The 21,914-nt window shown below is 34.9% G+C and carries 18 protein-coding genes and 1 riboswitch; of the genes, 5 read left to right on the top strand and 13 right to left on the bottom strand.

From position 1 onward, the window contains the following. Positions 1–20 precede the first annotated feature (20 nt). From J4P91_RS02925 to J4P91_RS02915, 3 genes are all read right to left on the bottom strand, one after another. On the bottom strand, positions 21–845 hold the full coding sequence (locus tag J4P91_RS02925; RefSeq protein WP_207992880.1) for a DUF4037 domain-containing protein: 825 nt from the start codon (positions 843–845) through the stop codon (positions 21–23). A 102-nt stretch (positions 846–947) separates the two neighbouring features. Next, positions 948–1,865, bottom strand: coding sequence for a cysteine synthase A (gene cysK / locus J4P91_RS02920; RefSeq protein WP_207992879.1), 918 nt, complete (start codon positions 1,863–1,865; stop codon positions 948–950). A gap of 15 nt (positions 1,866–1,880) precedes the next feature. Beyond that, positions 1,881–3,089, bottom strand: coding sequence for an MFS transporter (locus J4P91_RS02915; protein WP_207992878.1), 1,209 nt, complete (start codon positions 3,087–3,089; stop codon positions 1,881–1,883). A 248-nt stretch (positions 3,090–3,337) separates the two neighbouring features. Here J4P91_RS02915 and J4P91_RS02910 point away from each other — a divergent pair, with 248 nt between their 5' ends. Beyond that, positions 3,338–4,978, top strand: a complete 1,641-nt coding sequence (locus J4P91_RS02910; RefSeq protein WP_207992877.1) for a peptide ABC transporter substrate-binding protein — start codon at positions 3,338–3,340, stop codon at positions 4,976–4,978. Between the two features lie 39 nt (positions 4,979–5,017). Here the strand turns inward: J4P91_RS02910 and hflX are convergent, their stop codons facing one another. From hflX to J4P91_RS02890, 4 genes are all read right to left on the bottom strand, one after another. Continuing rightward, a complete protein-coding gene (hflX, locus tag J4P91_RS02905) occupies positions 5,018–6,277 on the bottom strand; it encodes a GTPase HflX (protein WP_207992876.1) in 1,260 nt (419 codons plus the stop codon). 570 nt (positions 6,278–6,847) lie between these two features. After that, positions 6,848–8,131 (bottom strand): MFS transporter, encoded by a 1,284-nt coding sequence (locus J4P91_RS02900; protein ID WP_207992875.1) that lies wholly within the window; start codon positions 8,129–8,131, stop codon positions 6,848–6,850. Positions 8,132–8,307: 176 nt separating this feature from the next. Continuing rightward, on the bottom strand, positions 8,308–8,871 hold the full coding sequence (locus J4P91_RS02895) for an undecaprenyl-diphosphatase (protein ID WP_207992874.1): 564 nt from the start codon (positions 8,869–8,871) through the stop codon (positions 8,308–8,310). Between the two features lie 519 nt (positions 8,872–9,390). Then, positions 9,391–10,788, bottom strand: a complete 1,398-nt coding sequence (locus J4P91_RS02890) for an amino acid permease (protein WP_207992873.1) — start codon at positions 10,786–10,788, stop codon at positions 9,391–9,393. 251 nt (positions 10,789–11,039) lie between these two features. Between J4P91_RS02890 and J4P91_RS02885 the strand changes: the two genes are divergently transcribed. Then, on the top strand, positions 11,040–11,507 hold the full coding sequence (locus J4P91_RS02885) for a hypothetical protein (protein ID WP_207992872.1): 468 nt from the start codon (positions 11,040–11,042) through the stop codon (positions 11,505–11,507). Between the two features lie 45 nt (positions 11,508–11,552). Here J4P91_RS02885 and J4P91_RS02880 read toward each other — a convergent pair whose 3' ends face one another. After that, positions 11,553–12,815 carry an MFS transporter gene (locus tag J4P91_RS02880; protein WP_207992871.1) on the bottom strand — a complete coding sequence of 421 codons (1,263 nt, stop codon included), beginning with the start codon at positions 12,813–12,815 and terminating at the stop codon, positions 11,553–11,555. A 275-nt stretch (positions 12,816–13,090) separates the two neighbouring features. Continuing rightward, positions 13,091–13,277, top strand: a riboswitch (Lysine riboswitch). 232 nt (positions 13,278–13,509) lie between these two features. Here J4P91_RS02880 and J4P91_RS02875 point away from each other — a divergent pair. The 3 genes from J4P91_RS02875 (at position 13,510) to J4P91_RS02865 (ending at position 16,693) form a co-directional block, all read left to right on the top strand. Then, the gene (locus tag J4P91_RS02875) at positions 13,510–14,739 is read left to right on the top strand and encodes an aspartate kinase (protein ID WP_207992870.1); all 1,230 of its coding nucleotides are present in this window, start codon (positions 13,510–13,512) and stop codon (positions 14,737–14,739) included. Between the two features lie 146 nt (positions 14,740–14,885). Next, entirely contained in the window at positions 14,886–15,605 is a 720-nt protein-coding gene (locus J4P91_RS02870) for a response regulator transcription factor (protein WP_207992869.1), read from the top strand. Continuing rightward, positions 15,602–16,693 carry a sensor histidine kinase gene (locus J4P91_RS02865; RefSeq protein ID WP_207992868.1) on the top strand — a complete coding sequence of 364 codons (1,092 nt, stop codon included), beginning with the start codon at positions 15,602–15,604 and terminating at the stop codon, positions 16,691–16,693. Before J4P91_RS02870 ends, J4P91_RS02865 begins: the two co-directional genes overlap by 4 nt. A gap of 183 nt (positions 16,694–16,876) precedes the next feature. Here J4P91_RS02865 and cyoE read toward each other — a convergent pair whose 3' ends face one another. The 5 genes from cyoE to J4P91_RS02840 form a co-directional block, all read right to left on the bottom strand. Next, positions 16,877–17,794: a heme o synthase gene (gene cyoE, locus J4P91_RS02860; RefSeq protein WP_207992867.1), complete on the bottom strand. Its 918-nt coding sequence runs from the start codon at positions 17,792–17,794 to the stop codon at positions 16,877–16,879. Positions 17,795–18,059: 265 nt separating this feature from the next. Beyond that, positions 18,060–18,854, bottom strand: a complete 795-nt coding sequence (locus J4P91_RS02855) for a DUF4097 family beta strand repeat-containing protein (protein ID WP_207992866.1) — start codon at positions 18,852–18,854, stop codon at positions 18,060–18,062. Positions 18,855–18,877: 23 nt separating this feature from the next. Beyond that, the gene (locus J4P91_RS02850) at positions 18,878–20,398 is read right to left on the bottom strand and encodes a hypothetical protein (RefSeq protein ID WP_207992940.1); all 1,521 of its coding nucleotides are present in this window, start codon (positions 20,396–20,398) and stop codon (positions 18,878–18,880) included. Positions 20,399–20,435: 37 nt separating this feature from the next. After that, the gene (locus J4P91_RS02845; protein WP_207992865.1) at positions 20,436–21,326 is read right to left on the bottom strand and encodes an ABC transporter ATP-binding protein; all 891 of its coding nucleotides are present in this window, start codon (positions 21,324–21,326) and stop codon (positions 20,436–20,438) included. Between the two features lie 304 nt (positions 21,327–21,630). Next, entirely contained in the window at positions 21,631–21,819 is a 189-nt protein-coding gene (locus J4P91_RS02840; RefSeq protein ID WP_207992864.1) for a hypothetical protein, read from the bottom strand. Positions 21,820–21,914 lie beyond the last annotated feature (95 nt).

The following is a 21,914-nucleotide window of genomic DNA, read 5'->3' as shown; positions in this document are numbered from 1 at the left end:
ATAGTTACATCTCTTATTTTTTATTTTGCATACTGAATACGCTTTTGTTGTTCGGCAATATTGCATTCAGGAGCATATGTACGAACTAATTCCAATACTTCTTGGACTAATATCTCCAATTCTCGCACGCTATGCTCTGGATTCCCAATCAATATATTCGTCATCCGCTCATATAAATTTGTAGGTTTCATATTCATTCTTTCAGTATTGTAAGACATCCACTTAAAAGATGGATGATGCACATATATTTTATTTAAACCGAATAAAACGCCAAATAAATCTCTTTGGACCTCACAAATGACATCATAAAGCATAAGCCAATCGTTTCGTTTCAAAAGTGCCTCGCGATTATGCCATCGGTTACTTAACCAAAGGTTTTCTGAAATCATTCGGTTCGTTAGTTTTTCCGGATATATCGCAACTCTATCTTTTAGCTCATTCACTTTCATTTTTCCATACAAACTAACACCATCAGCAACGGATGATGTAATACATTGTTTCTCATAATTTATATCATATTGATCTACAACATCTGAAATAAACCTTTCTACTGTCTCTGTTAAAAAGTTACTGATTTCTAGTTTAATTCCTTCTTTCGTCAAATACGTTTCCGACCATTCTTCCTCTTCATACGGATGATAAGATAATATAGTTCCATCAATACTATGAATCGGATGTTGACGATCTTCATCCTCTGGTGGAACTGACCAGAGAATATGTAACTCAATGTCCGAATGTTCGTCCTCTAATTTTCTTGCTACAGACCCTGCTAAAATAATAGCTTCTACTTTAGAATTTTGCTTATAAATCTCTGCCATTTCTATTGCTTTCTCTATTAACTGCATTCTTTTTCTCCTTTCACCTCATTTTATTATTTCTATATCAAACTTCCATTTTCCTTTTCTTACAAAAAAGAGTATGCACGACGCATACTCTCTCAATATATATTATTCAAACAACCCCATACTCAAATATCGTTCACCTGTATCAGGTGCAATACATAATACTTTCTTACCAGCACCTAATCGTTTCGCTATCATGATTGCGGCATAGACTGACGCACCTGAAGAAGGTCCTACTAATATTCCCTCTTGCTTTGCTAGATTTCTCATTGTACTAAGTGCTTCTTCATCCGCGATTTGAATGATTTCATTATATATTTCCGTATTTAAGTTTTTCGGAATAAACCCTGGGCTTGTTCCAACTAGTTTATGAGGCCCCGGCACACCACCAGATAACACAGGAGAGCCTTTCGGTTCCACTACCGCAATATATAAATTTGGTAGTTTCTCTTTCAATGTTTCCCCTGTGCCAGTAATGGTTCCACCAGTTCCAGCAGTCGCTACAAACGCATCTAACTCTCCATCCATTTGTTCATAAATTTCAAGAGCTGTTGTATAGCGATGAATATTCGGGTTTGCTGGGTTTTCAAATTGCTGCGGAATAAAACTGTTTGGTATTTGTTTTTGTAATTCTACCGCCTTCGCAATTGCTCCTGGCATTCTTTGTTCTGCCGGCGTCAAAACAACTTCTGCCCCATATGCCTTAAGCAAATTAATCCGTTCTTTTGACATATTATCCGGCATAATTAAAATGGCTTTATATCCTTTCGCGGCTGCATTCATTGCTAAACCAATTCCTGTGTTTCCGCTCGTTGGCTCAATAATGGTATCACCTGGCTTAATAAGACCTTGCTCCTCCGCCATATGGATTAAATTATAAGCAGCGCGGTCTTTCACACTCCGAGACGGATTAAACATTTCAAGTTTCACATATACGTCTGCTGCATCTTCTGGAACAAATCGTGATAATCGTACGACAGGTGTATCTCCAATTAATTCTGTAACGTTGTGACATAGTCTCATAGCGCATCCCCTATTCTATAATGATTTTCGATCGCTTGGCAGTAACCATGACGTAAGTCCAATTAATGGTAAACAACTACATAATACCATAATAAATTGCAAACTATACACGTCTGCTAATTTTCCAAGAACAACGGCTCCTAATGCTCCAAGGCCAAATGCAAGACCCACAATTAACCCTGACACCATTCCAACTTTTCCCGGAACAAGTTCCTGCGCATACACAACAATAACACTAAAGCTACTAGAGCTAATAAAACCGATACATAGAAATAACGGTACAACCCACGCTAGAGAAACATGTGGTAATAAAAGTGCAAGCGGTGCAGAACCTAGCATTGAAAATACAATAATAGTTTTCTTACCAAATCGATCTGCTAATGGTCCACCAAAGAATGTACCTAGTACCCCAGCAATCATAAAGGCAAATACGAAGTACTGTGCATTTTTAATAGATAAACCGTAATGCTCGATTAAATAAAACTGATAGAAGTTCCCAATGCCAGCTCCATACCAAGAACGAACAAAGGTTAAGAAAACAAGAAGAACAATTACAAATTTAATATGCGTACTAACAATTGCATTCTCAGCTTCAAGTGCAGCTCGTTTCTTTCTTCGCACCGCACCATTTATTAACTCATTTTTGTACCAATTTGAAACAAAAATTAATAACACAATGCCTACTGCCGCAAAACCTGTAAATCCAAGTGCTCCCATTTGGCCAAGCGGAACAAAAATTAACGCTGTAAAAATCGGTGCAAGAGAATTCCCTGTATTCCCTCCTACTTGATAAATGGATTGCGCTAACCCCCGCTTTGCACCAGCAGCCATATAAGCAACACGTGCTCCTTCAGGATGAAAAACAGCTGATCCTAATCCAATAAATAAAACAGAAATAATAACGATAATAAAGTTTGGCGCAAACGCAAGCCCAATCATTCCAAGCATACTTGAAAACATACCCAGCGGTAATAAAAATGGCGATGGCTTCTTATCTGAATACATCCCAAATACCGGCTGCATAATTGATGACGTCATATTTAACGCAAATGCAATCCATCCTACCTGCATATAGGATAAATTCATCGATTTTTCCAAAATAGGAAACAGTGCCGGTACAACAGCCTGCATCGAGTCATTTAAAAAATGACCGAAACTAATCGCAAATAAAATACGATAAATCGTAGGTGAGGCTACTGTATTTCCCTTTGAAACTGCCTGCATATTTCACTCTCCCCTTTCCTAAAAACAGAAGATATAACTAATTAACATTACACTTACTGTAATAATTTCTGATTTTTAAATATTTTCTATTCTATAATGGTTTTATCTCTTTTTCCAGCAACACAACTTCGATTTCATATTCGCGCCTCAAACAATTGCATTTATATAGGTTTTATAGGAATTAATTGTAGAAATTTTCTTTCTCTTCTTATATACTGAAATACAGATGAAGGGAAAGGATGGAAACTATGAAGAAAAAGACAAAAGGGATAGTTGCACTCTCACTCACGTTATCAGTATTTTTATCCTCATGTGGACAAAAACAAGAAACGACATCTAGCTCCGAAAAGAAAAAAATAGCTTCAAAGCAAGTCCTAAATATTGTAGAATCCGGGGAAATTTCCACGCTTGACTCATCGATTGCATCTGATGGCTTCTCTTATGCGGCATTAAATAATGTGATGGAAGGACTATACATGCCTGGCCCTGATAACAAACCCGTGCCAGGTGCAGCTGAATCTTATAAATTAAGCGAAGATGGAAAAATATATACATTTAAACTTCACGACTCAAAATGGTCAAATGGGGATCCTGTAACTGCACATGATTTCGAGTATGCATGGAAGCGCGCTGTCAATCCTGAAACTGGCTCTGAATATGCACACATTATGTTCGACATTAAAAACGCTGAAAAAATTAATAAAAAAGAACTACCAATCGATTCATTAGGCGTCAAAGCTCTCGACGATAAGACGCTTGAAGTGAAACTAGAGCACCCTGTACCATACTTTTTAGGTTTAATGGGGTTTGCAACATTTTATCCTCAAAATCAAAAAGTAGTCGAAGCACAAAGGAAAAATTATGGACTTGAAGCCGTGAATGCAGTCTATAATGGACCGTTCGTTTTAAACGAATGGAAGCATGATGTGAGCTATAAAATGAGAAAGAACCCAAATTACTGGGATAATAAAAACGTAAAATTAAATGAAATTAATGTAAATATCGTGAAAGATACTTCAACGGCTGTTAACTTATTTGAAAGTAAACAAGTAGACCGTATCATTATTAATTCAGAGTTCGTAGATAAATATCAAAAAGACCCAAGTTTAAAGAAAAAAGCACGACCTTCTATGACCTTTTTCCGATTCAATCAAAAACATCAATTATTAGCAAATAAAAATGCTCGAAAAGCTATCTCTCTTGCATTTGATAAAAAAGGCGTAGCAAACACGATTTTAAACAACGGCTCTTCTCCAGCAAACGCCCTCATTCCAAAAGGATTTGTAAAAGGGCCTAACAATAAAGATTTTCGCAGTACGAGTAATGTAAACCTTGAAACAAATGTGAAAGAAGCAAAAAAACTATGGGAAGCAGCAAAAAAAGAAACCAATATACAAAATGTTTCTCTTTCTATTTTAACAACTGATGAATCGAATGATAAAAAGATTAGTGAATACCTAAAAGGTGAACTAGAGAAAAACTTACCTGGTTTAAAAATTACACTAAGTCCTCTTCCAGTAAAAGCGTTCTTAGACCGGGAAGGAAACGGCGATTTTGAAATTTCACTTTCTACATGGGGTGCTGACTATCCAGATCCAATGACATTTTTAGACATGTTTGTAACAGATGGTTCCTTCAATAGAATGAACTATTCAAACGAACAATACGATGAATTGATTCAAAAGGCCGGCTCTTCTTTAGTAAATGACTTACCAGCAAGATGGAAAGCGTTTCAAGATGCTGAAAAGATTTTAGTTGAAGACGATGCCGCAATCGCTCCAATCTTCCAATCAGGACTTGTTTACTTAGAACGTCCAACTGTACAAGATGTTGTTGTTCGTCCATTCGCAGGAATTTACTCCTATAAGTGGGCTTACATAACGGAATAAAGAAAAAGGCGATCCTAATAAAGGATCGCCTTTTTCAATTTAAACGACAAAACGCTTATACTTCTCAAAATCGCTCGTCTTACATTCAAGTGAAATCTTCGTACCTTCATTTTCATAACTCGTTGATACAACATATGCATGATCATTGAAATAAGAAACAATTTGCCCTTGATCATACGGTATTAACATTTCACATTTTGTATACTCTTTGTAAATATGTGAACGAATCATTTCTACAAGTTCTGTAATCCCGATTTGTTGTTTTGCAGATAGATAAACTCGATCCTCCTGGGTTTTCGGGATTTCAACATCCATCATATCTGATTTATTATAAGCATAAATCGTCGGGATATTTTCAACCCCAATTTGTTTTAGTGTTTGGTTTGTAATCTCAATTAATTGTTCATAATTTGGGTTTGCATAATCGACCACATGAATCAATAAATCTGCCTCCGCTACTTCTTCTAATGTAGAACGGAATGCTTTCACAAGATGGTGCGGTAACTTGCTTACAAAACCAACTGTATCTGTTAATAAAAACGATTTATTATCTGGAAGTTCAATATTTCGCACTGATGTTTCCAGCGTCGCAAACAACATATCTTTTTCAAATACTTGTTTCTCTACGGAACCGTTAAAAATCTCAAGCATCGTATTCATAATCGTTGATTTACCCGCATTTGTATATCCTACTAATGAAACAACAGGAATTTCATTTTTCTTACGCTGTTTACGCTGCGTTTGACGCTGCGCAACAAGTGCTTCTAACTCTTTATTTAATACTGCAATCTGCTCTTCAATCTTACGACGGTCGAGTTCTAATTTTTTCTCACCGACACCTTTGTTTTTCGTACCAACACCGCCGCTTTGTCTTCCTAAAGATTCACGAAGACCAATTAAACGTGGCATCATATATTGCAGATGTGCTACTTCAACTTGCAACTGTGCTTCTTTCGTCTTAGCACGCTGCGCGAAAATATCTAAAATTAAAATGGTACGATCAATTACTTTACAATCTAAGTCAGCTTCTAAATTTCGAATTTGTGAAGGTGATAACTCATCATTAAAAATAACCATATTCGCATCTACTTCCTTCACAAAAGCGGAAACTTCTTCAATTTTTCCTTTCCCAATATAATGTGATGGATTAACGCGGTGTAAATTTTGCGTAACTTGCCCTACAACTTCCACATCACAAGCTTCCGCAAGGTTTGTTAACTCCTCCATCGAATATTCAAAATCACTTTCATTATTTAAATTCACTCCGACTAATATCGCTTTTTGTACTAGTTCTTCCATATATTAATTCCTCCATTTCGATTACGTAAAATAAAAAGCACAGGTCACTGCCTGTGCTTTTTGTAAACGGATGAGAGTACGACAAATAAACAAAAGAGAGCATCACTTTCCAATTGTTACATGGTCAATAAATCCCAAATGATATACGTATCCAAAGGAACATACACATATATCACATCATTCTATTTATAAAGGCAAAACAAAAAGAGGGCTATTCGTCCCTCCCTCTTTTCACATATCTGTTCAATAAAGGGTTCCTTTAAAATAGGCAGACCAATCCCGTTCACTCTGTACACAGACAGAGCCTTTGAGCGCTATTCAATTATCGGCACAAAGTATTGAGACGTAATCTGATTAAGATCAAAGGAGACCCCTCCGTTCATTAAAAGTTATCTACAGTTTAGCATATGTATGGTTGTTGTACAATGGGAATATGTTTTGTATTGGAATTTTTTGTTTTCGCATCACATTATAGATATGACTACATGTAAGCCTTTTTAATAAAGTGAAACTTTAATCATTGGGATCTTCTTGCCTGTAAAAGATAAATCAGCAAAACTTTCTGGACTTCTATTTTATTTCATGTTCTTCACCTTTTCTAGACCATATCACAACAGGAATGAGCAATAAGGCTAACGCTCCTCCAGCTAATGATAATGCTGCATAACTTGAATTCGCTACCACCATGCCGGACATCGCTCCCCCAGAAGCTCCTGCTAACGCAATTAAAACATCTACTTTTCCTTGTGTCTTTGCACGCGTTAAAGGTTCTGTTGCATCAACAATTTGGGCAGTACCACTTATTAATCCAAGGTTCCATCCTAAGCCAAGTAAAGAAAGAGCAATGACTAAGAATATTAAAGAATCGCTCGGTGCTATAGCAGCTAACACACCCGCGCTAAGTAATATAACCCCAGAAGCAATACTCATTGCCATTCGGCCAACCTTATCGACTAGGATTCCTGTAATAAGTGATGGAAGGTACATTGCTCCTACATGAAATCCAATAACAAGGCCGACTTCATTTAATCCATGACCATGGTGTTCCATATGTACGGGAGTCATCGTCATAATTGCGACCATAACAATTTGAGTAAGTATCATAACAATTGCCCCAACTGTAACTCCTCTTGTATTTTTTGTTGATTTCTTAGTTATCGAATGCCCTTTATTTGTCTGTTCCTGTTTATATGTTTCTATCATATTCGCTATCATTAATGGATCTGGACGAAGCATAACGAAAAGTACGAGACCCGCTAACAAAAACGCAGCTGCTGATAATAGGAACGGACCAGCAAGTTTAGGAATACCAATAGAGAGAGCAAAGTTCCCCATTACACCCACTAAGTTTGGTCCCGCTACTGCTCCAAAAGTCGTCATAACCATCGTAGTACTAATAGCAGTTGCCCGTTGCTTCTTATTCGCTAAATCCGTACCGGCATAACGAGCTTGTAAATTTGTAGCCGTACCTGCACCATATATGAGTAAGGAAGCAAGTAAGAGGATGATACTATTCGTTAAAGCTGCAAGTACAACCCCAATAGCACCAAGCCCCCCTACCATAAATCCTGTAGCAAGCCCGACCCGGCGCCCATACCGCTGTGAAAGCCTTCCTACTATTAAAGCCGCTCCTGCAGACCCCATTGTAAACATAGCCGTTGGCAATCCTGCGAATGCATCTGTCCCAAGCATTTGCTGTGCAAGTAGCGCACCTACCGTAATTCCAGCTGCTAACCCCGCACCACCAAACATTTGTGAAATACTTACGATTACTAACGTTCGTTTATATAGCTTTTGTTGTTCTTCTGCTGTATACATATGACTCCTTATTGAACCATCAACTTTATCAAGCATTTTCTCACCATCCTTATCAAAATCCCCTTTTTTAAATGTACTATGGTTAACGTTTCATATTCAATAGCATTTTCATCTGTTCTTTTAGTCCTAAAAGAGAAAAACAAAAAAAACGCCCTAAATACTTTGATTTAGGACAGTTTTTTCTTAGGAACAAATATTTTCAATTTATAAAACTAGTTTTCCCCTTGAAAAATAGGTTTTGTAATGAATGTAGCAACAGGACGTATTTTAAATACAACATACTGTGTAAATAATGCTATTAATACCCCATGTACAATTCCTGCAATTACATCAAGTGGATAATGTACTCCTACCCATATTCTCGAAAAAGCAACACCAAGCGCTAAGAAAAACCAAGTATATTTAAAACGATATGCAGATAGCAATAGTGTAGCTGCAATTACAACAGCTGATGTTGCATGATCACTCGGAAAAGAAGAATTAGCAGCATGCTCTACGAGTTGTGTGATGTTATGTGAGATAAAAGGACGGTCTCTATAAATAAACATCTCAATAATTCTATTTATGGAGTACGCTAAAGTAAACGCAACCATTGATTGAAAAGCCATTACACGAAAATTAGGTTTATTCTTTATCCATAACAGGGCGAGTAATAATATGAAAGCATATTGTACATATTCTGCAAATAGTATCATTACATTATCTATTAATGGATATTGCTGTACCTTATTATTTATAAAATTGAACCATTCATAATCTAAATCTTTAAAATTCATTACATAATCTCCTTTGATACTTTAGTCCACGCTACATTTTAACAAAATATACTTTAGTTATGTTTTTCTATTGGTTTTTTATCCATAAGTGATAATCTATTCAATTTTAAAAGGATTACTAACAATGTACTATCTTATTTTGTGACATTAACATTACATTTTTGTAAGGTTCTTTTTTCATTTTGATCGTTCTACTTATCTATAGTTTTATATAAAAAATTCAATGTTAACAAATACACTAAGATTCACATTTATTTTTAATAAAAAACAAAAAGAACTTGTGAAATTTTCACAAGTTCTCATTTACTATCCAAATGTGTATTTTACAATTTTTCAGCAAAATCGAAGAATAGAACTCAATATGACTTATTCTCAAGCTGTATATGTAGTATACGATGTACCAGCATACTTCTTTTAATTACTACATCTAGTTCATCATTTTGTGGCCGTACTCCATATTACTAAATAAAAATGAAAAAAGATGCCATTGGCATCTTTTTTCATAACATGTATCTACTATTATTTTTTATCTCTAGCCAAATTACTTTTATTTTTTCCATATAACATATAAATAACTAGTCCAAGAATCATCCAAATCATAAAGCGAATCCAGGTAATTTCAGGAAGGCTGATAATAAGATAAAATGAAAAACCAATCCCAATTAAAGGAATCAAAGGAACTAAAGGTGTCTTAAATTTTCTTTCTAAATCCGGTCGTTTTTTTCGTAACACAATGATAGATGAACAAATTAAAATAAACGCTGATAATGTACCAATATTAACCAATTCCGCCACTTCATTAATAGGAGTAACACCTGAAATAATTGCAGTAATAACTCCAATTATTAAAGTTGGACGATGTGGTGTCTTATATTTTGGATGTACTTTTGTAAACCACCTTGGTAACAAACCATCTCTACTCATAGCAAACCATATTCTTGAACCAGCAAGCATAAAGGAGAATAAAACAGATAAAATACCAGTAATAGCTGCAGCAGAAATGAATAAAGTAATCCACTTTAATCCAGCATCACTAAAAATTTTAGCTACCGGTGCGGCATTATTCAATGTATGGTATGGTGCCATACCTGTAATTACTAAAGACATCCCAATATATAGACATAACGCAATAACTAAAGAAATTACTACAGCTCTTGGTAAATCACGTTGTGGATTTTTTGCTTCTTCTGCCGCTGTAGTTAATGTATCGTAACCAAATACAGCAAAAAATACAAGAGCTGCACCACTCATTACACCATTGAAGCCAAAAGGCATAAAAGGATGCCAATTAGCAGAATCAATATAGAAAATTCCTACAGCAATTACTACTAAAATAATACTTAACTTAATGATAACCATAAGGGTATTAAATTTAGATCCCCACTCCATACCTAATGTTAACAAACCGGCAATAGCAAGACTTATTATCATTGCAATTAAATCTACTCTATGACCAGCACCTGTACCTGGAGCGCCTTGAGCCCAAACAGGAATATGAATTCCAATTTGTTGCAGCAATTCTTGCATATAACCAGACCACCCGATGGCAACTACTCCAACTACTAAAATATATTCGAGTAAAAGATCCCATCCAATTAGCCAAGCTACACCTTCCCCCAGTACAGCATAGCTGTAGGTATAAGCACTTCCAGCAACAGGAATTAATCCGGCAAATTCCGCATAACATAATGCAGCAGCTGCACTAGCTAATCCCGCAATGATAAAAGATAAAATAACTGCAGGTCCTGCGTGTTCAGAGGCCGCTACACCAGTTAATACAAAGATACCTACCCCAATAATACCTCCTAAACCAATTGCAGTAAGTTGCCACAATCCTAGAACTCGATTCAATCCACTACTTTTGCGACCTTCTTTTTGTAATTGGTCTATAGATTTCCTTCGAATGAAAGCGTTCATTCTATTTCCTCCTACGATGATTTTAATAAATATGTCGAATTTCAATTATTTTAGCACAATTATGTATTTTTATTCAATTCTTTTTATTACTAAATATGATATGAAAAATATTCCAAATTATAACATTACCAATATTCATATGTATTACTCCTTCTGTACAATGCTATAAGAATAAAAAACGCATATTTTTTCAAAAATCGCACATATTAACTAAAAACTACTATTTTCAATGAATTGGAGACCTATCTATTATGAAAAGAAAAATAATACCCTTAGTCATTGTTATATGTTTAGCACTTCCTTTGCAAACAAGTGCTTATACATTTCAAGAACTACCCGTTGCCTCAAAGTCTAAGCAATGGTATATCGAAATTGATAAATCTAGCAGCACCAATCCAAAGACTTTACAGCCAAAACAAGGCATTTTTGATACATACTACCTACTTGTAAAAAATATCGGTAAAGACGTATCTAATGTATCAGTTGAAATACGCCACAATAATCCAAAATCAAAATCCGCTTTCAAGCCATTCAACAAGTCTGATATGAGTGTGTCATACAGCCGAACGAGTTTTACAGAAATGAAATTCCCATTATATGAAGATACCAATTCATTTGAAGTTGTTATTAGCTGGGAAGAAAATCAATTTAGTTATAACGGTCACCCAGAAAAAGCAGAACAGCAATTTACACAAACATTCGTATTTCACGAACAGTAAGCTCTGCCATTTAGCAGAGCTTACTTATTTTTTTGTAAACATATATTAATCAAATTGGCGAATACTCGGAACAAGTAGCGCGATTGCTACTACTACAATGGCTGCAATGGCTAGAATAATAATTGTCACAACGCCCCCGATTATATTCGCCAACCAGCCAACGACTAAATATCCTAACGGTAATAATGCAAAAGACCCTAACATATCAAGACTTGCCACTCTTCCAAATGCCTCTTCTGGCACGAGTTCTTGCAAACTCGTTTCCCAAATTAAACCGAAAATCATGATCCCAAACCCTTCAATTGCCATTAATCCAATTAATCCGGGAGCCCAGGAAACAAACGGCATTATTAAAAGTGCCGCCCCACTAATAAGGACACCTCCATAAGCGAACAATCCTCGTCTATGCCATCTCTGTCTCCCGCCAAAAATAAGAGCTGCAACCACAGCACCTCCTCCAGAACATGCCATTCCAAGTCCATAGACGAAAGGTTCAAAGTGATGATGTACATTAAATAGCCATGGGATTAATACAACTATAATTCCTGCGTAACAAATATTAATAAATGAAAATGCTAAAATTGTAATCCATAACCATGGATGGCTTTTTAAGACAACAATACCTTCCGTAAAATCTTTTTTAAAATTCATTTTATGATCTGCTGTTTTCTGTACCTTTTTAGCTGTTACATCTTTTAAAAATAATAAACAAATAAATGACAGCAAATAAGTTAATGCATCTAAGCCAAATCCGACCCCAGCCGATGTGACCGAAACAATAAGACCACCAAGCGCCGGACCAATTAAACGGACACCTTGATTACTCATTTGTGTTAATGCGTTAGCTGCATTACGGATTTCCGGTACAAACACCCTCGCCCGCACTGCCGAATATGCAGGTTGAAATAATCCTTCCATTAGCCCATACATTGCTACTAATACATATAAAATAGTGATTGTTAAAGTTTCTTTAAAAATAAGTACCGCAAGAGTTGTCATTAATATGCATCGAACAATATCGGTAAATAACATTAATTTAACTCGATTCATACGATCAACGATTAACCCTGAAAACGGTAAAACAAGAATATTCGGCAGCATATACATAGCCATCGTCATTCCCATAACAACTGTTGAACCTGTTAACGTATATACTACTACCGGAAGAATTACCATTGTAATAGAACTTCCCAGAACGGAAAGCAGTTGACCAATCCATAAGAAAGTAAAAGGACGTGATTTTGTAACAGGTAACAATAAATTGCTTACATAACTCCCCTTATTTTCCGTTTGTATCTCTCCTTGCATATGTATCCCCTTCCTCTAAGCATCTTCCTTCTTTTTCCTTACATTATAACATTTAATTTTCTTTTTTTTCTTATAATTAAGACTTTTAATACACAAAACATCAATACATTTCAATATCAAATAACACTTATAAACGATCTATTTCTATATTTTTATTCAGATTAAATAGTTTTAATTTTCTAAATATTAACGAAGTACTTGATTTCCTAAAATATTTTAATTATTATAAAACAAATGTTACCAATAACTTCATAAACCAAACACTCTCGCCCAAAACGTGAGATAGAGGTTGCAGCGCTTATAAGTATTCTAAAGGAGACACAGAGATGTCGATGAGTTTAGAAAAAAGGAAGTGTTGCCGAAATTGATAAATTTCTCTGCATTTATCAATTGGGGCTGTTTTCGAATAGAGACAGAACTGTCATATATACAGACGTGTATGTATGAAGAGCTATCTACAAAAAAGAGATATCATTCTTTATATGATATTCCTTTTTTGGCGGTTTTTTTATTAGCTCCTTTTTCTGTTTCCCTTTTCCTGTAACAGCACCATCCTCACCTATTTGAGATGGTGTTTTTTGTTTTTCTTTGTGGTAACTACAGGAATATTGGGGATTTATACTTTTCCTCCCATATGTGTTTTACACACCTTTCCTGCTCTATTCATAAAAATGGACGAAAGAAGGAATTTATAATGGAAACAATTGTGCAAAAATTTGGTGGTACTTCTGTCGGAAGTATCCAACGCATTCAACATGTAGCAGATTTAATTATTGAAGAATATGAACGAAGTCATAGCGTTGTTACAGTTGTCTCTGCAATGGGAAAAAGTACAGATGAACTCGTTGCACTTGCTACCGCTATTACAGAAAATCCGAGTAAACGTGAAATGGATATGCTTCTAACAACTGGTGAACAAGTTACTATTTCTTTATTAACAATGGCACTGCAAGCAAAAGGATACGACGCTATTTCACTAACTGGTTGGCAAGCTGGTATTACGACAGAATCTGTGCATAGTAGCGCACGGATTACTGATATTAATACAGAACGTATTCAATCACATTTACAAAAAGGTACGATTGTAATTGTTGCTGGTTTCCAAGGATTAAGTGAGGAAAACGAAATTACAACACTTGGTCGCGGTGGTTCTGATACAACTGCTGTTGCATTGGCCGCTGCGCTTAAAGCGAAAAAATGTGATATTTACACAGACGTAACAGGTGTATACACGACTGACCCACGTGTCGTAAAAGACGCTTATAAACTCGATGAAATTTCTTATGATGAAATGTTAGAACTCGCAAACCTTGGTGCTAGTGTACTACATCCACGTGCTGTTGAATTCGCAAAAAATCATAACGTAGTTTTAGAAGTTCGTTCAAGTATGGAACAAGAAAACGGAACAATTGTAAGGGGAGAATGTAACATGGAACAACAATCAATCGTAAAAGGTATTGCATTTGAAGACAATATTACACGCGTAACAATTAAAGGATTAGAACAAGGATCACTTTCAACTGTTTTCTCTACATTGGCCGCTGCTCATATTAATGTAGATATTATTATTCAAAGCATTACAAATGAAGGCACTGTACATCTATCCTTTTCTATTCATTCTAATGACTTAAGAGAAACGCTAGAAGTATTAGAACAAAATCAAGAAGCACTTCACTATGAATCTGTAGAATATGAAAATCATCTAGCTAAAGTATCTATTGTCGGATCTGGCATGGTATCCAATCCAGGTGTTGCCGCTGACATGTTCTCTACATTAAAAGACGAAAATATTCATATTAAAATGGTAAGTACATCTGAAATTAAAGTCTCTGTTGTCATTGATCGCCTTCATTTAGTAGATGGTGTAGAAGCACTTCATCAATCGTTTATGGCCAAAATTGAACCATTAGTACAGATGAATTAAATTTATTTTCATAATAACAACAAAGAGCATAGTCTTTGTTGTTATTTTTTATCTAGCAAAATAGTATTATGTTACACTATTACATGTGAAATATTTTCCAAATATCTTTCTAACAGATTCGAAAAACATGTAAAGGTGGATCCATAATGAGAACAGAAAAAATCCTTTTAGTAGATGATGAGCAAGGCATACTAGATATGTTAGTACTTACCCTAAAGAAAGAAAGCTTCATTCATATAACAACCGCTCTAAACGGAACGGACACGTTAAATCTAGTTAAAAATTGTTCATTCGATATCATCTTACTCGATGTTATGCTACCAGATATAGACGGCTTCGAATTATGTAGACAAATACGAAACTATACAAATACTCCTATTCTATTTGTGACAGCGCGCTCTAGTGACTTAGATAAATTAACAGGTTTAGGGATTGGCGGGGACGATTACATAACAAAGCCATTTAATCCTTTAGAAGTCGCTGCACGAATTAATGTCCAACTACGTAGACAAAATATGATAAAAGAAAATCGCAATGAAGAAAATTTGAACCTACATTTTGAATCCTTTTCTCTATATCCTAGCGAGGGACTGATAACTGTAAACGGAGAATCTGTACATTGCACTGCTAAAGAACTAGAATTACTTACTTTCTTATGCACACATCCAAATCGAATTTTCACTGCTGAACAATTGTACGAACAAGTATGGGGACTGACTTCCATGGGTGATGATAAAACAGTAGTAATGCATATTTCTAAATTACGTAAAAAAATAGAAGAAGATCCTAGATCCCCTACATACATTGTTAATTTGAGAGGAATTGGCTATAAATTTATCCCGCATACTAAGGAGCAACAAAAATGAAAATCGGTTTCAGGCTAGGCTTTCATTTTATTCGTAGTTTATTTATCGGTACTTTTTTTATGGGGATCTTCATGGCAATCTTAATGGAAGGTATACTACCTCTTATTGGAATAAATAAAGATGACAAAGACACGGAAGCCCTTATCGTTTTTAGTCTATTTATATGTACTCTTATTTTAGGTGCTATTATATATGGATGGCATATCGGGAAACCTTTATTTCGAATGATTTCATGGATTAACCATCTAGCAGAAGGTTCTTACGTGACACCAGAAAATACGAAACAAATGTACAATAAAAAAACAGGGAAATTAAAAGGCCCTTATCGCTTATATAAAGATGTCTTTCTAAATATAGAACATTTAACAAACAGATTACGAGAAATAGAGAATGAACGAGAACAACTTGAGAAAATGAAACGCGAATGGATGGCAGGAATCTCTCATGATTTAAAGACACCCCTCACTTATATTACAGGGTACAGTGCGCTTATGCTATCGCCAGATCATAAGTGGAGTCAGGAAGAACAAGAGAAGTTTTTGCAAGAGATTCAGCAAAAAGGTGATCATATGAAAGAGTTAATTGAAGACTTAAATCTTTCATTCCGTCTTGAAGGTTCACAGATTCCATTAAGAAAAGAAGAAATAAACATTGTTGAATTTACTAGAAGAATGATAGCTGATATAACAAATGATCCACGGTCTGAACACTATCATTTTAGTTTTCAATCAGATGAAACAAAAATAATGATTCCCATTGATACAAAATTACTCTACCGTTCTTTACAAAACTTATTTATGAACGCCGTTTTACATAACCATAAAGGAACGAAAATTCATACCACTATCTCATTACAGGACGATGTACACATTATAATAGAAGATACTGGAATCGGCATGGATGAAATGACAGTTCAAAATCTATTTAAACAATACTACCGAGGTACAGCTACAAACGTTTCAAGTGAAGGCACTGGTCTTGGAATGGCGATCGCTCATAAAATTATAACTGCACACGGCGGAACAATTCATGTAGACAGCGAAATAAAGAATGGGACAACAATTCATATTACTCTTCCAATTTTATAGTAATTCTTATCGATCCAAAATATAGTTTGATTAAAGTAAGGATTCTTTTCGTTTCATTTAACAACATAAAATTTAATCCAACACTAAAAAAACCAATTTCTCTTTTTTTACACATGAGAAATTGGTTTTTTCTAGTTTTTTAGAAATTGAATCGGTCTAAAAATTTCAATCTGTTACCTATATTCAGCTCCCGAAAAAAACACCTATAAGGGAATAGATAATAATAGTTGAAAATAAAATTGTCATATGGAAAAGCGAAAAAATAAACAATGATTTTGCCCATTTCTCTGAATCCATTTTTTTATAACCATAAATACTTAAGGCAAGCCATAAAATGCTTAAAAGAAGTGATACTAACATAAGACCAATGCTTAATGAACCTAAAAGAACACTTATTATAATTAAAATAATTAAATACACATTCGTTTGTACATATGTCCTTTTAATCCCTTTCACTACTGGAAGCATTGGAACATTTGCAGCCTTATACTCATCATGTTTACGAATAGCTATCGCATAGAAATGAGGCATTTGCCAAATAATCATGATAATAAAAAGACCGATGATAGCTGGATGCGTTATATCAGGATACATAGCGGCCCAGCCAATGAGTGGCGGCATTGCCCCTGAAATACTCCCTATCTCTGTGTTATAAATTGTTCTTCTTTTACTCCACATTGTATATGGTACAACGTACAAAAATAAACCTAAAAATCCTAATAATGCTGCTAAATATGTAGTTAGCGCAAGAAATACTAAACCGGAGATTGTCATCAATATGCCAAGCCATAGTACCGTCTTAGGACTTATGTCTCCGGTTACAGTTGGTCTATTTTTTGTTCTCTCCATGATAGAATCAATATCACGATCATACAGATTATTAAATGCTCCTGCTGCTCCTATTATTAAAATCGAGCCGATTATAGCAAATATAATCTCCGGAATTTTTTCAAACGGGCTAAGCTTATATTTATATAGAGCCAATGTTAACCCTGCAAACATTGGAACCAAATTCGATTTAATAATTCCGGTTTTAACCGTTTGGGCTAAAATGTCCGATAGCTGTCGTTTCGAATTTGTTAATTCTTTTTTCCTTCGCATGACACCCCGTACTCCTTTTCATTAGATGTTTCCTACAATGTATATAGTATTAATATACTCCCCGGTATATTAATACTATATGATATCCATGTCAAGAGAAGAGGCTTTACGGTACACCGGTGAAGAGTAGCATAGAAAGATTAGAAAATCCTCAAACAAATAATTTATACAGCAAAAAATGCATTCTGAACAGATCAAAAATATTCATTCAGGATGTGTTTTTTATAATCGAACTTTATTTCTTCAAAACCACTTTATATTCTCATTACTCATCACGTTTTAATTCAATCGTCCCTGTCATAGACTGTGCTGTTAACTTTGTATCATTTTCTTTTCCACTTCCTATATGCCCTCTTACTTTATGGTCGTTTCCTTTTTCACCCGATGAAAGTGAAAATTCATTTTTGATTTGACCCGCACGTGTTGACAAGTCAACCTCTAGATTTGTTGGCTCTTTCTTAAAGTTTATATTTATATGAGATGATTCGGTTTTTATTTTACTTTCATTTTTTAGATTTGAAGCAGCGGATACATTCACCTCTCCCGTATTGTTTTGAATATCGAAGCTTCCCTCCACTCCCTGTAACGTAACCCCTCCTGATTTGGAAACTCCTTTTATATTGTTTCCTTTATATTCTTTTATTGTCATATCACTTGAATCGCTGTACAAATTCAATTGTTCAGATGCTATATTTTCACCTATTACCTTACCCGACTCTGTTTTAACATCTATTTTTTTATATGTTTTTTCAGGAAGGTATATATGTACAGTAGCTGTTTTAAAATTTACAATGGATGAAGAGTTTTCTGTAATAACTTCTAATTTCTCCCCAGTCTCTTTCATTTTTACATCTTTTATCTCTTCTATATCTACTCTAATATCTTTTTCTACTGTAGAATGAAGTTTAATATTTTCTCCTACTGTTTTTATATAAATCTCATTTATATTTTTTGCGGTGAACTGTTTGGAAACTGACGACTCATTCTTTTTTGTATCACATGCAACTAGACTAAGAATCATTAAGGTTATAAATGAACATACATATATTTTCCCTTTCATAACTTCTCTCTCCCTTTAACTACTTACTTGAATAATAACCGTAACCTTCCCATTTGCTGCAACTGTCCGACCAATGCGATACATAGTAATAAAATAGATAGCGTAATATACACAATCACATATGATGTTGATATTCCTAAAAAATCCACATATGGAAGATGGTTTATCGGTCCTAAATACCATAAAAGTATATACAGGACTTCAAATAATTTACGCGTCTTACTCCATACCCCAAGTGTCAACGCTAATGTTGGAATAAATACGATACCGCTAAGCCAAGAAAGTAAGAATGAAATATCTTCAATTAATATAAATTGAATGATAAGACCGCTGGAAATAATGAGGCCCACTATCATACCTGAGATCCACGTTGCAAAAAACTTATACAAGGGAGAACAACTTGAAGAAATAATTTGATCCGTACCATAGTATGTTTCTCTCGTCATCATCTGCGACCAAATGGCAATTGGCCAAATCATAATAATAGGTAGCCATCCTTTTGATATATCTACTGGACATATCAATCCAAATGCAATAAGCCCAATCGCAATTACGTACCACCAAATCGTAAAACCTTTTAACATAATCAATAGCTCAGCTACAATTAAACGAAACATATTAATACTTTTTGTTCTCATTATAGAAGTGAATATAAAAGAGTTTTGATTTTGTTGGTTCACAGCGATTGCTTTCATACTCCCCTCAAACCGCCTTACCTTTCCCTTTGCTTTAGGAAACGTACAAAACCTATTAAATACAAGGGAAGTTATCCAAATAAATAACAGCGCTATCCCAAGCCAAGTCAAACTTGTTACAAGTATTTCATCATTCCAAGTTACTCCATCCCAGTGAAATGTTTTTATCTTTCCTTCTACTGGGTTATAACCAAAACCTCCGCCACCAGCTCCTCTTAAAAATTCATACTCTCTGATTGCATCATGTATCATATCTGAACGAATAATCCCCAAACCAAATATATCCAAATAGCGATTTGGGACTTCAAATGACATAATTGCTAATAAAACCCATAAGAAAAAGAATACAATATTGCCTATTACACCTTTCAAACCAGGAAAGACATCAAAAAAAGTTGTCAATGCCGTAAGAAGAACTAGCGAAGGAAATACAATATAAAAAAGTGGATACAAATAACTACCTAATTGAAATGAAAGGTCTTCCCCACGTATAAATTGCATCGCTATAAAAGCAACGATACATACCGTCTCAATAGCTACTAAAACAATAAAATTAGAAATCGTTTTACTAAAAATATATTGAAATTTACTTATAGGTGAAGCTGCAATTAATTGTCCTACTCCTAGCTGTTGATCGTCTGAAATTTGACTTCTTAACATATAAAAACCAAACAACCAAATAAACAAAGTAGACGTCATTGCTCCCATTCCACCAAGCCAATTTGAATTATATACACCTCTAACACCGCCAAGATAAAATATTTCATATCCTGCTGAAGCTGCTGGTACACAAGCATATCCAAAAAGAGTGGTTAATCCGATTACAATTAAAAATGGATAACTTCTCATTTGTCTAATTAAATTATTTTTAATAAAATAATATAGATTATATACATTGTTCAATTTTATGTCCTCCCTTCGAAGAAACATAATAAAGATAAGCATCTTCAAGAGAAGCTGCTATCATATGAGCCTCAGCATTAGGAGCATGATCTGAGACAATACGCGTATAAACCCCATCACCGCGATGCATTGCGCTACTTACGATATATTTTTTTTGAACACTATGTAACTTAGAAGTTGGTATAACCCATTCCCATACTTTTCCCTCTACATGTTTTAATAGCTGTTCAGGACGCATATGCGCTAGTACATTCCCTTTTGATAATAGAGCAATATCAGTCGCAATCGATTCAATATCCGTTACAATATGTGTCGATAAAATCACAATTCTATCAGAAGAGAGACTAGATAATAAATTTCTAAATCTAATTCGCTCTTCAGGATCTAATCCTACTGTTGGCTCATCTACAACCAGTAATCTCGGGTCATTTAATAATGCCTGTGCAATCCCAACTCTTTGCCTCATTCCACCAGAATAACCACCTAATAATCGTTTCCGATCATTCGTTAAGTTCAGCGCTTCAAGCAGTTCATTGATACGCTTTTTAGAAGAATTCATTGATAAACCTTTCATCGCTGCAATATATTCTAAAAATTCTACTGCATTCATATTTGGATAGACGCCAAAGTCTTGCGGTAAATATCCGAGCTCTGAACGTAACAACTTCGGTTTCTTTTGAATATTTTCCCCATCCCATATTACGCTACCAGTCGTCGGTTGTTCAATTGTGGCTAGTATACGCATAAGTGTAGACTTCCCCGCACCGTTCGGGCCTAAAAGCCCTAACACTCCCGGTTTTAAATGTAAACTACAATCATTCAATGCTATTTTCCCGCCGTATTTTTTTGTTACATGGTCAATTATTAATTCCATCACATTTCCTCCTAACCTTATGAAACAAGCATAAATTTTTATCATTTACGTTTTCTTGTTTTCATTGTAGGCGGTGAAAGTAAAATCTAAGTAAAATCTAGAGAAAATTAGCTTAAAATATACAGTGAAACTTTAATCAGTGGGGGTTTTCTTCATCCCTTGTTGATTATCAGCCCGCGCCAATTGGGCTTTTACTGTCAGTTAATGCGGGATAAACTAGGAAATAAAATTCCAAAAGCTCAATTCGTGTTCAAAAAAAAGATTCCAAAACAGATTATATTTGAATCTGTTTCGGAATCTTTTTTTACTCTTTATTCCCTTCAACAATAACTCTTAAAAACCAAAGTACAGGAGGTAATAAAAAACCTACTAACAACCAGAACATTCCTATTTTTTCCTTCGTAAAACTCTTTTCAATTATATAATAACATGCGGTGATGATACCTATTGAGATATATGCAAAACCTATGATTTGATCTGTTTGTTCCCACATACATATTCTCCTTATACTTTTCCTCATATTTGATCATATGTATAATAAAGTGAAACTTTAATCAGTAGAGAGCTTACCGCCCATTAATGTGCAAT

Origin of the sequence: Bacillus sp. XF8 (genome assembly GCF_017498755.1) — a bacterium.
Classification (GTDB): Bacteria; Bacillota; Bacilli; order Bacillales; family Bacillaceae_G; genus Bacillus_A; species Bacillus_A bingmayongensis.
This window is presented reverse-complemented; position numbering and strand designations above follow the sequence as displayed.

Excerpts from the sequence above, each read along its gene's own strand:
- J4P91_RS02925 (WP_207992880.1), bottom strand. The coding sequence starts at position 845 with ATGCAGTTAATAGAGAAAGCAATAGAAATGGCAGAGATTTATAAGCAA.
- cysK (WP_207992879.1), bottom strand. The coding sequence starts at position 1,865 with ATGAGACTATGTCACAACGTTACAGAATTAATTGGAGATACACCTGTC.
- J4P91_RS02915 (WP_207992878.1), bottom strand. The coding sequence starts at position 3,089 with ATGCAGGCAGTTTCAAAGGGAAATACAGTAGCCTCACCTACGATTTAT.
- J4P91_RS02910 (WP_207992877.1), top strand. The coding sequence starts at position 3,338 with ATGAAGAAAAAGACAAAAGGGATAGTTGCACTCTCACTCACGTTATCA.
- hflX (WP_207992876.1), bottom strand. The coding sequence starts at position 6,277 with ATGGAAGAACTAGTACAAAAAGCGATATTAGTCGGAGTGAATTTAAAT.
- J4P91_RS02900 (WP_207992875.1), bottom strand. The coding sequence starts at position 8,131 with ATGCTTGATAAAGTTGATGGTTCAATAAGGAGTCATATGTATACAGCA.
- J4P91_RS02895 (WP_207992874.1), bottom strand. The coding sequence starts at position 8,871 with ATGAATTTTAAAGATTTAGATTATGAATGGTTCAATTTTATAAATAAT.
- J4P91_RS02890 (WP_207992873.1), bottom strand. The coding sequence starts at position 10,788 with ATGAACGCTTTCATTCGAAGGAAATCTATAGACCAATTACAAAAAGAA.
- J4P91_RS02885 (WP_207992872.1), top strand. The coding sequence starts at position 11,040 with ATGAAAAGAAAAATAATACCCTTAGTCATTGTTATATGTTTAGCACTT.
- J4P91_RS02880 (WP_207992871.1), bottom strand. The coding sequence starts at position 12,815 with ATGCAAGGAGAGATACAAACGGAAAATAAGGGGAGTTATGTAAGCAAT.
- J4P91_RS02875 (WP_207992870.1), top strand. The coding sequence starts at position 13,510 with ATGGAAACAATTGTGCAAAAATTTGGTGGTACTTCTGTCGGAAGTATC.
- J4P91_RS02870 (WP_207992869.1), top strand. The coding sequence starts at position 14,886 with ATGAGAACAGAAAAAATCCTTTTAGTAGATGATGAGCAAGGCATACTA.
- J4P91_RS02865 (WP_207992868.1), top strand. The coding sequence starts at position 15,602 with ATGAAAATCGGTTTCAGGCTAGGCTTTCATTTTATTCGTAGTTTATTT.
- cyoE (WP_207992867.1), bottom strand. The coding sequence starts at position 17,794 with ATGCGAAGGAAAAAAGAATTAACAAATTCGAAACGACAGCTATCGGAC.
- J4P91_RS02855 (WP_207992866.1), bottom strand. The coding sequence starts at position 18,854 with ATGAAAGGGAAAATATATGTATGTTCATTTATAACCTTAATGATTCTT.
- J4P91_RS02850 (WP_207992940.1), bottom strand. The coding sequence starts at position 20,398 with ATGAGAAGTTATCCATTTTTAATTGTAATCGGATTAACCACTCTTTTT.
- J4P91_RS02845 (WP_207992865.1), bottom strand. The coding sequence starts at position 21,326 with ATGGAATTAATAATTGACCATGTAACAAAAAAATACGGCGGGAAAATA.
- J4P91_RS02840 (WP_207992864.1), bottom strand. The coding sequence starts at position 21,819 with ATGTGGGAACAAACAGATCAAATCATAGGTTTTGCATATATCTCAATA.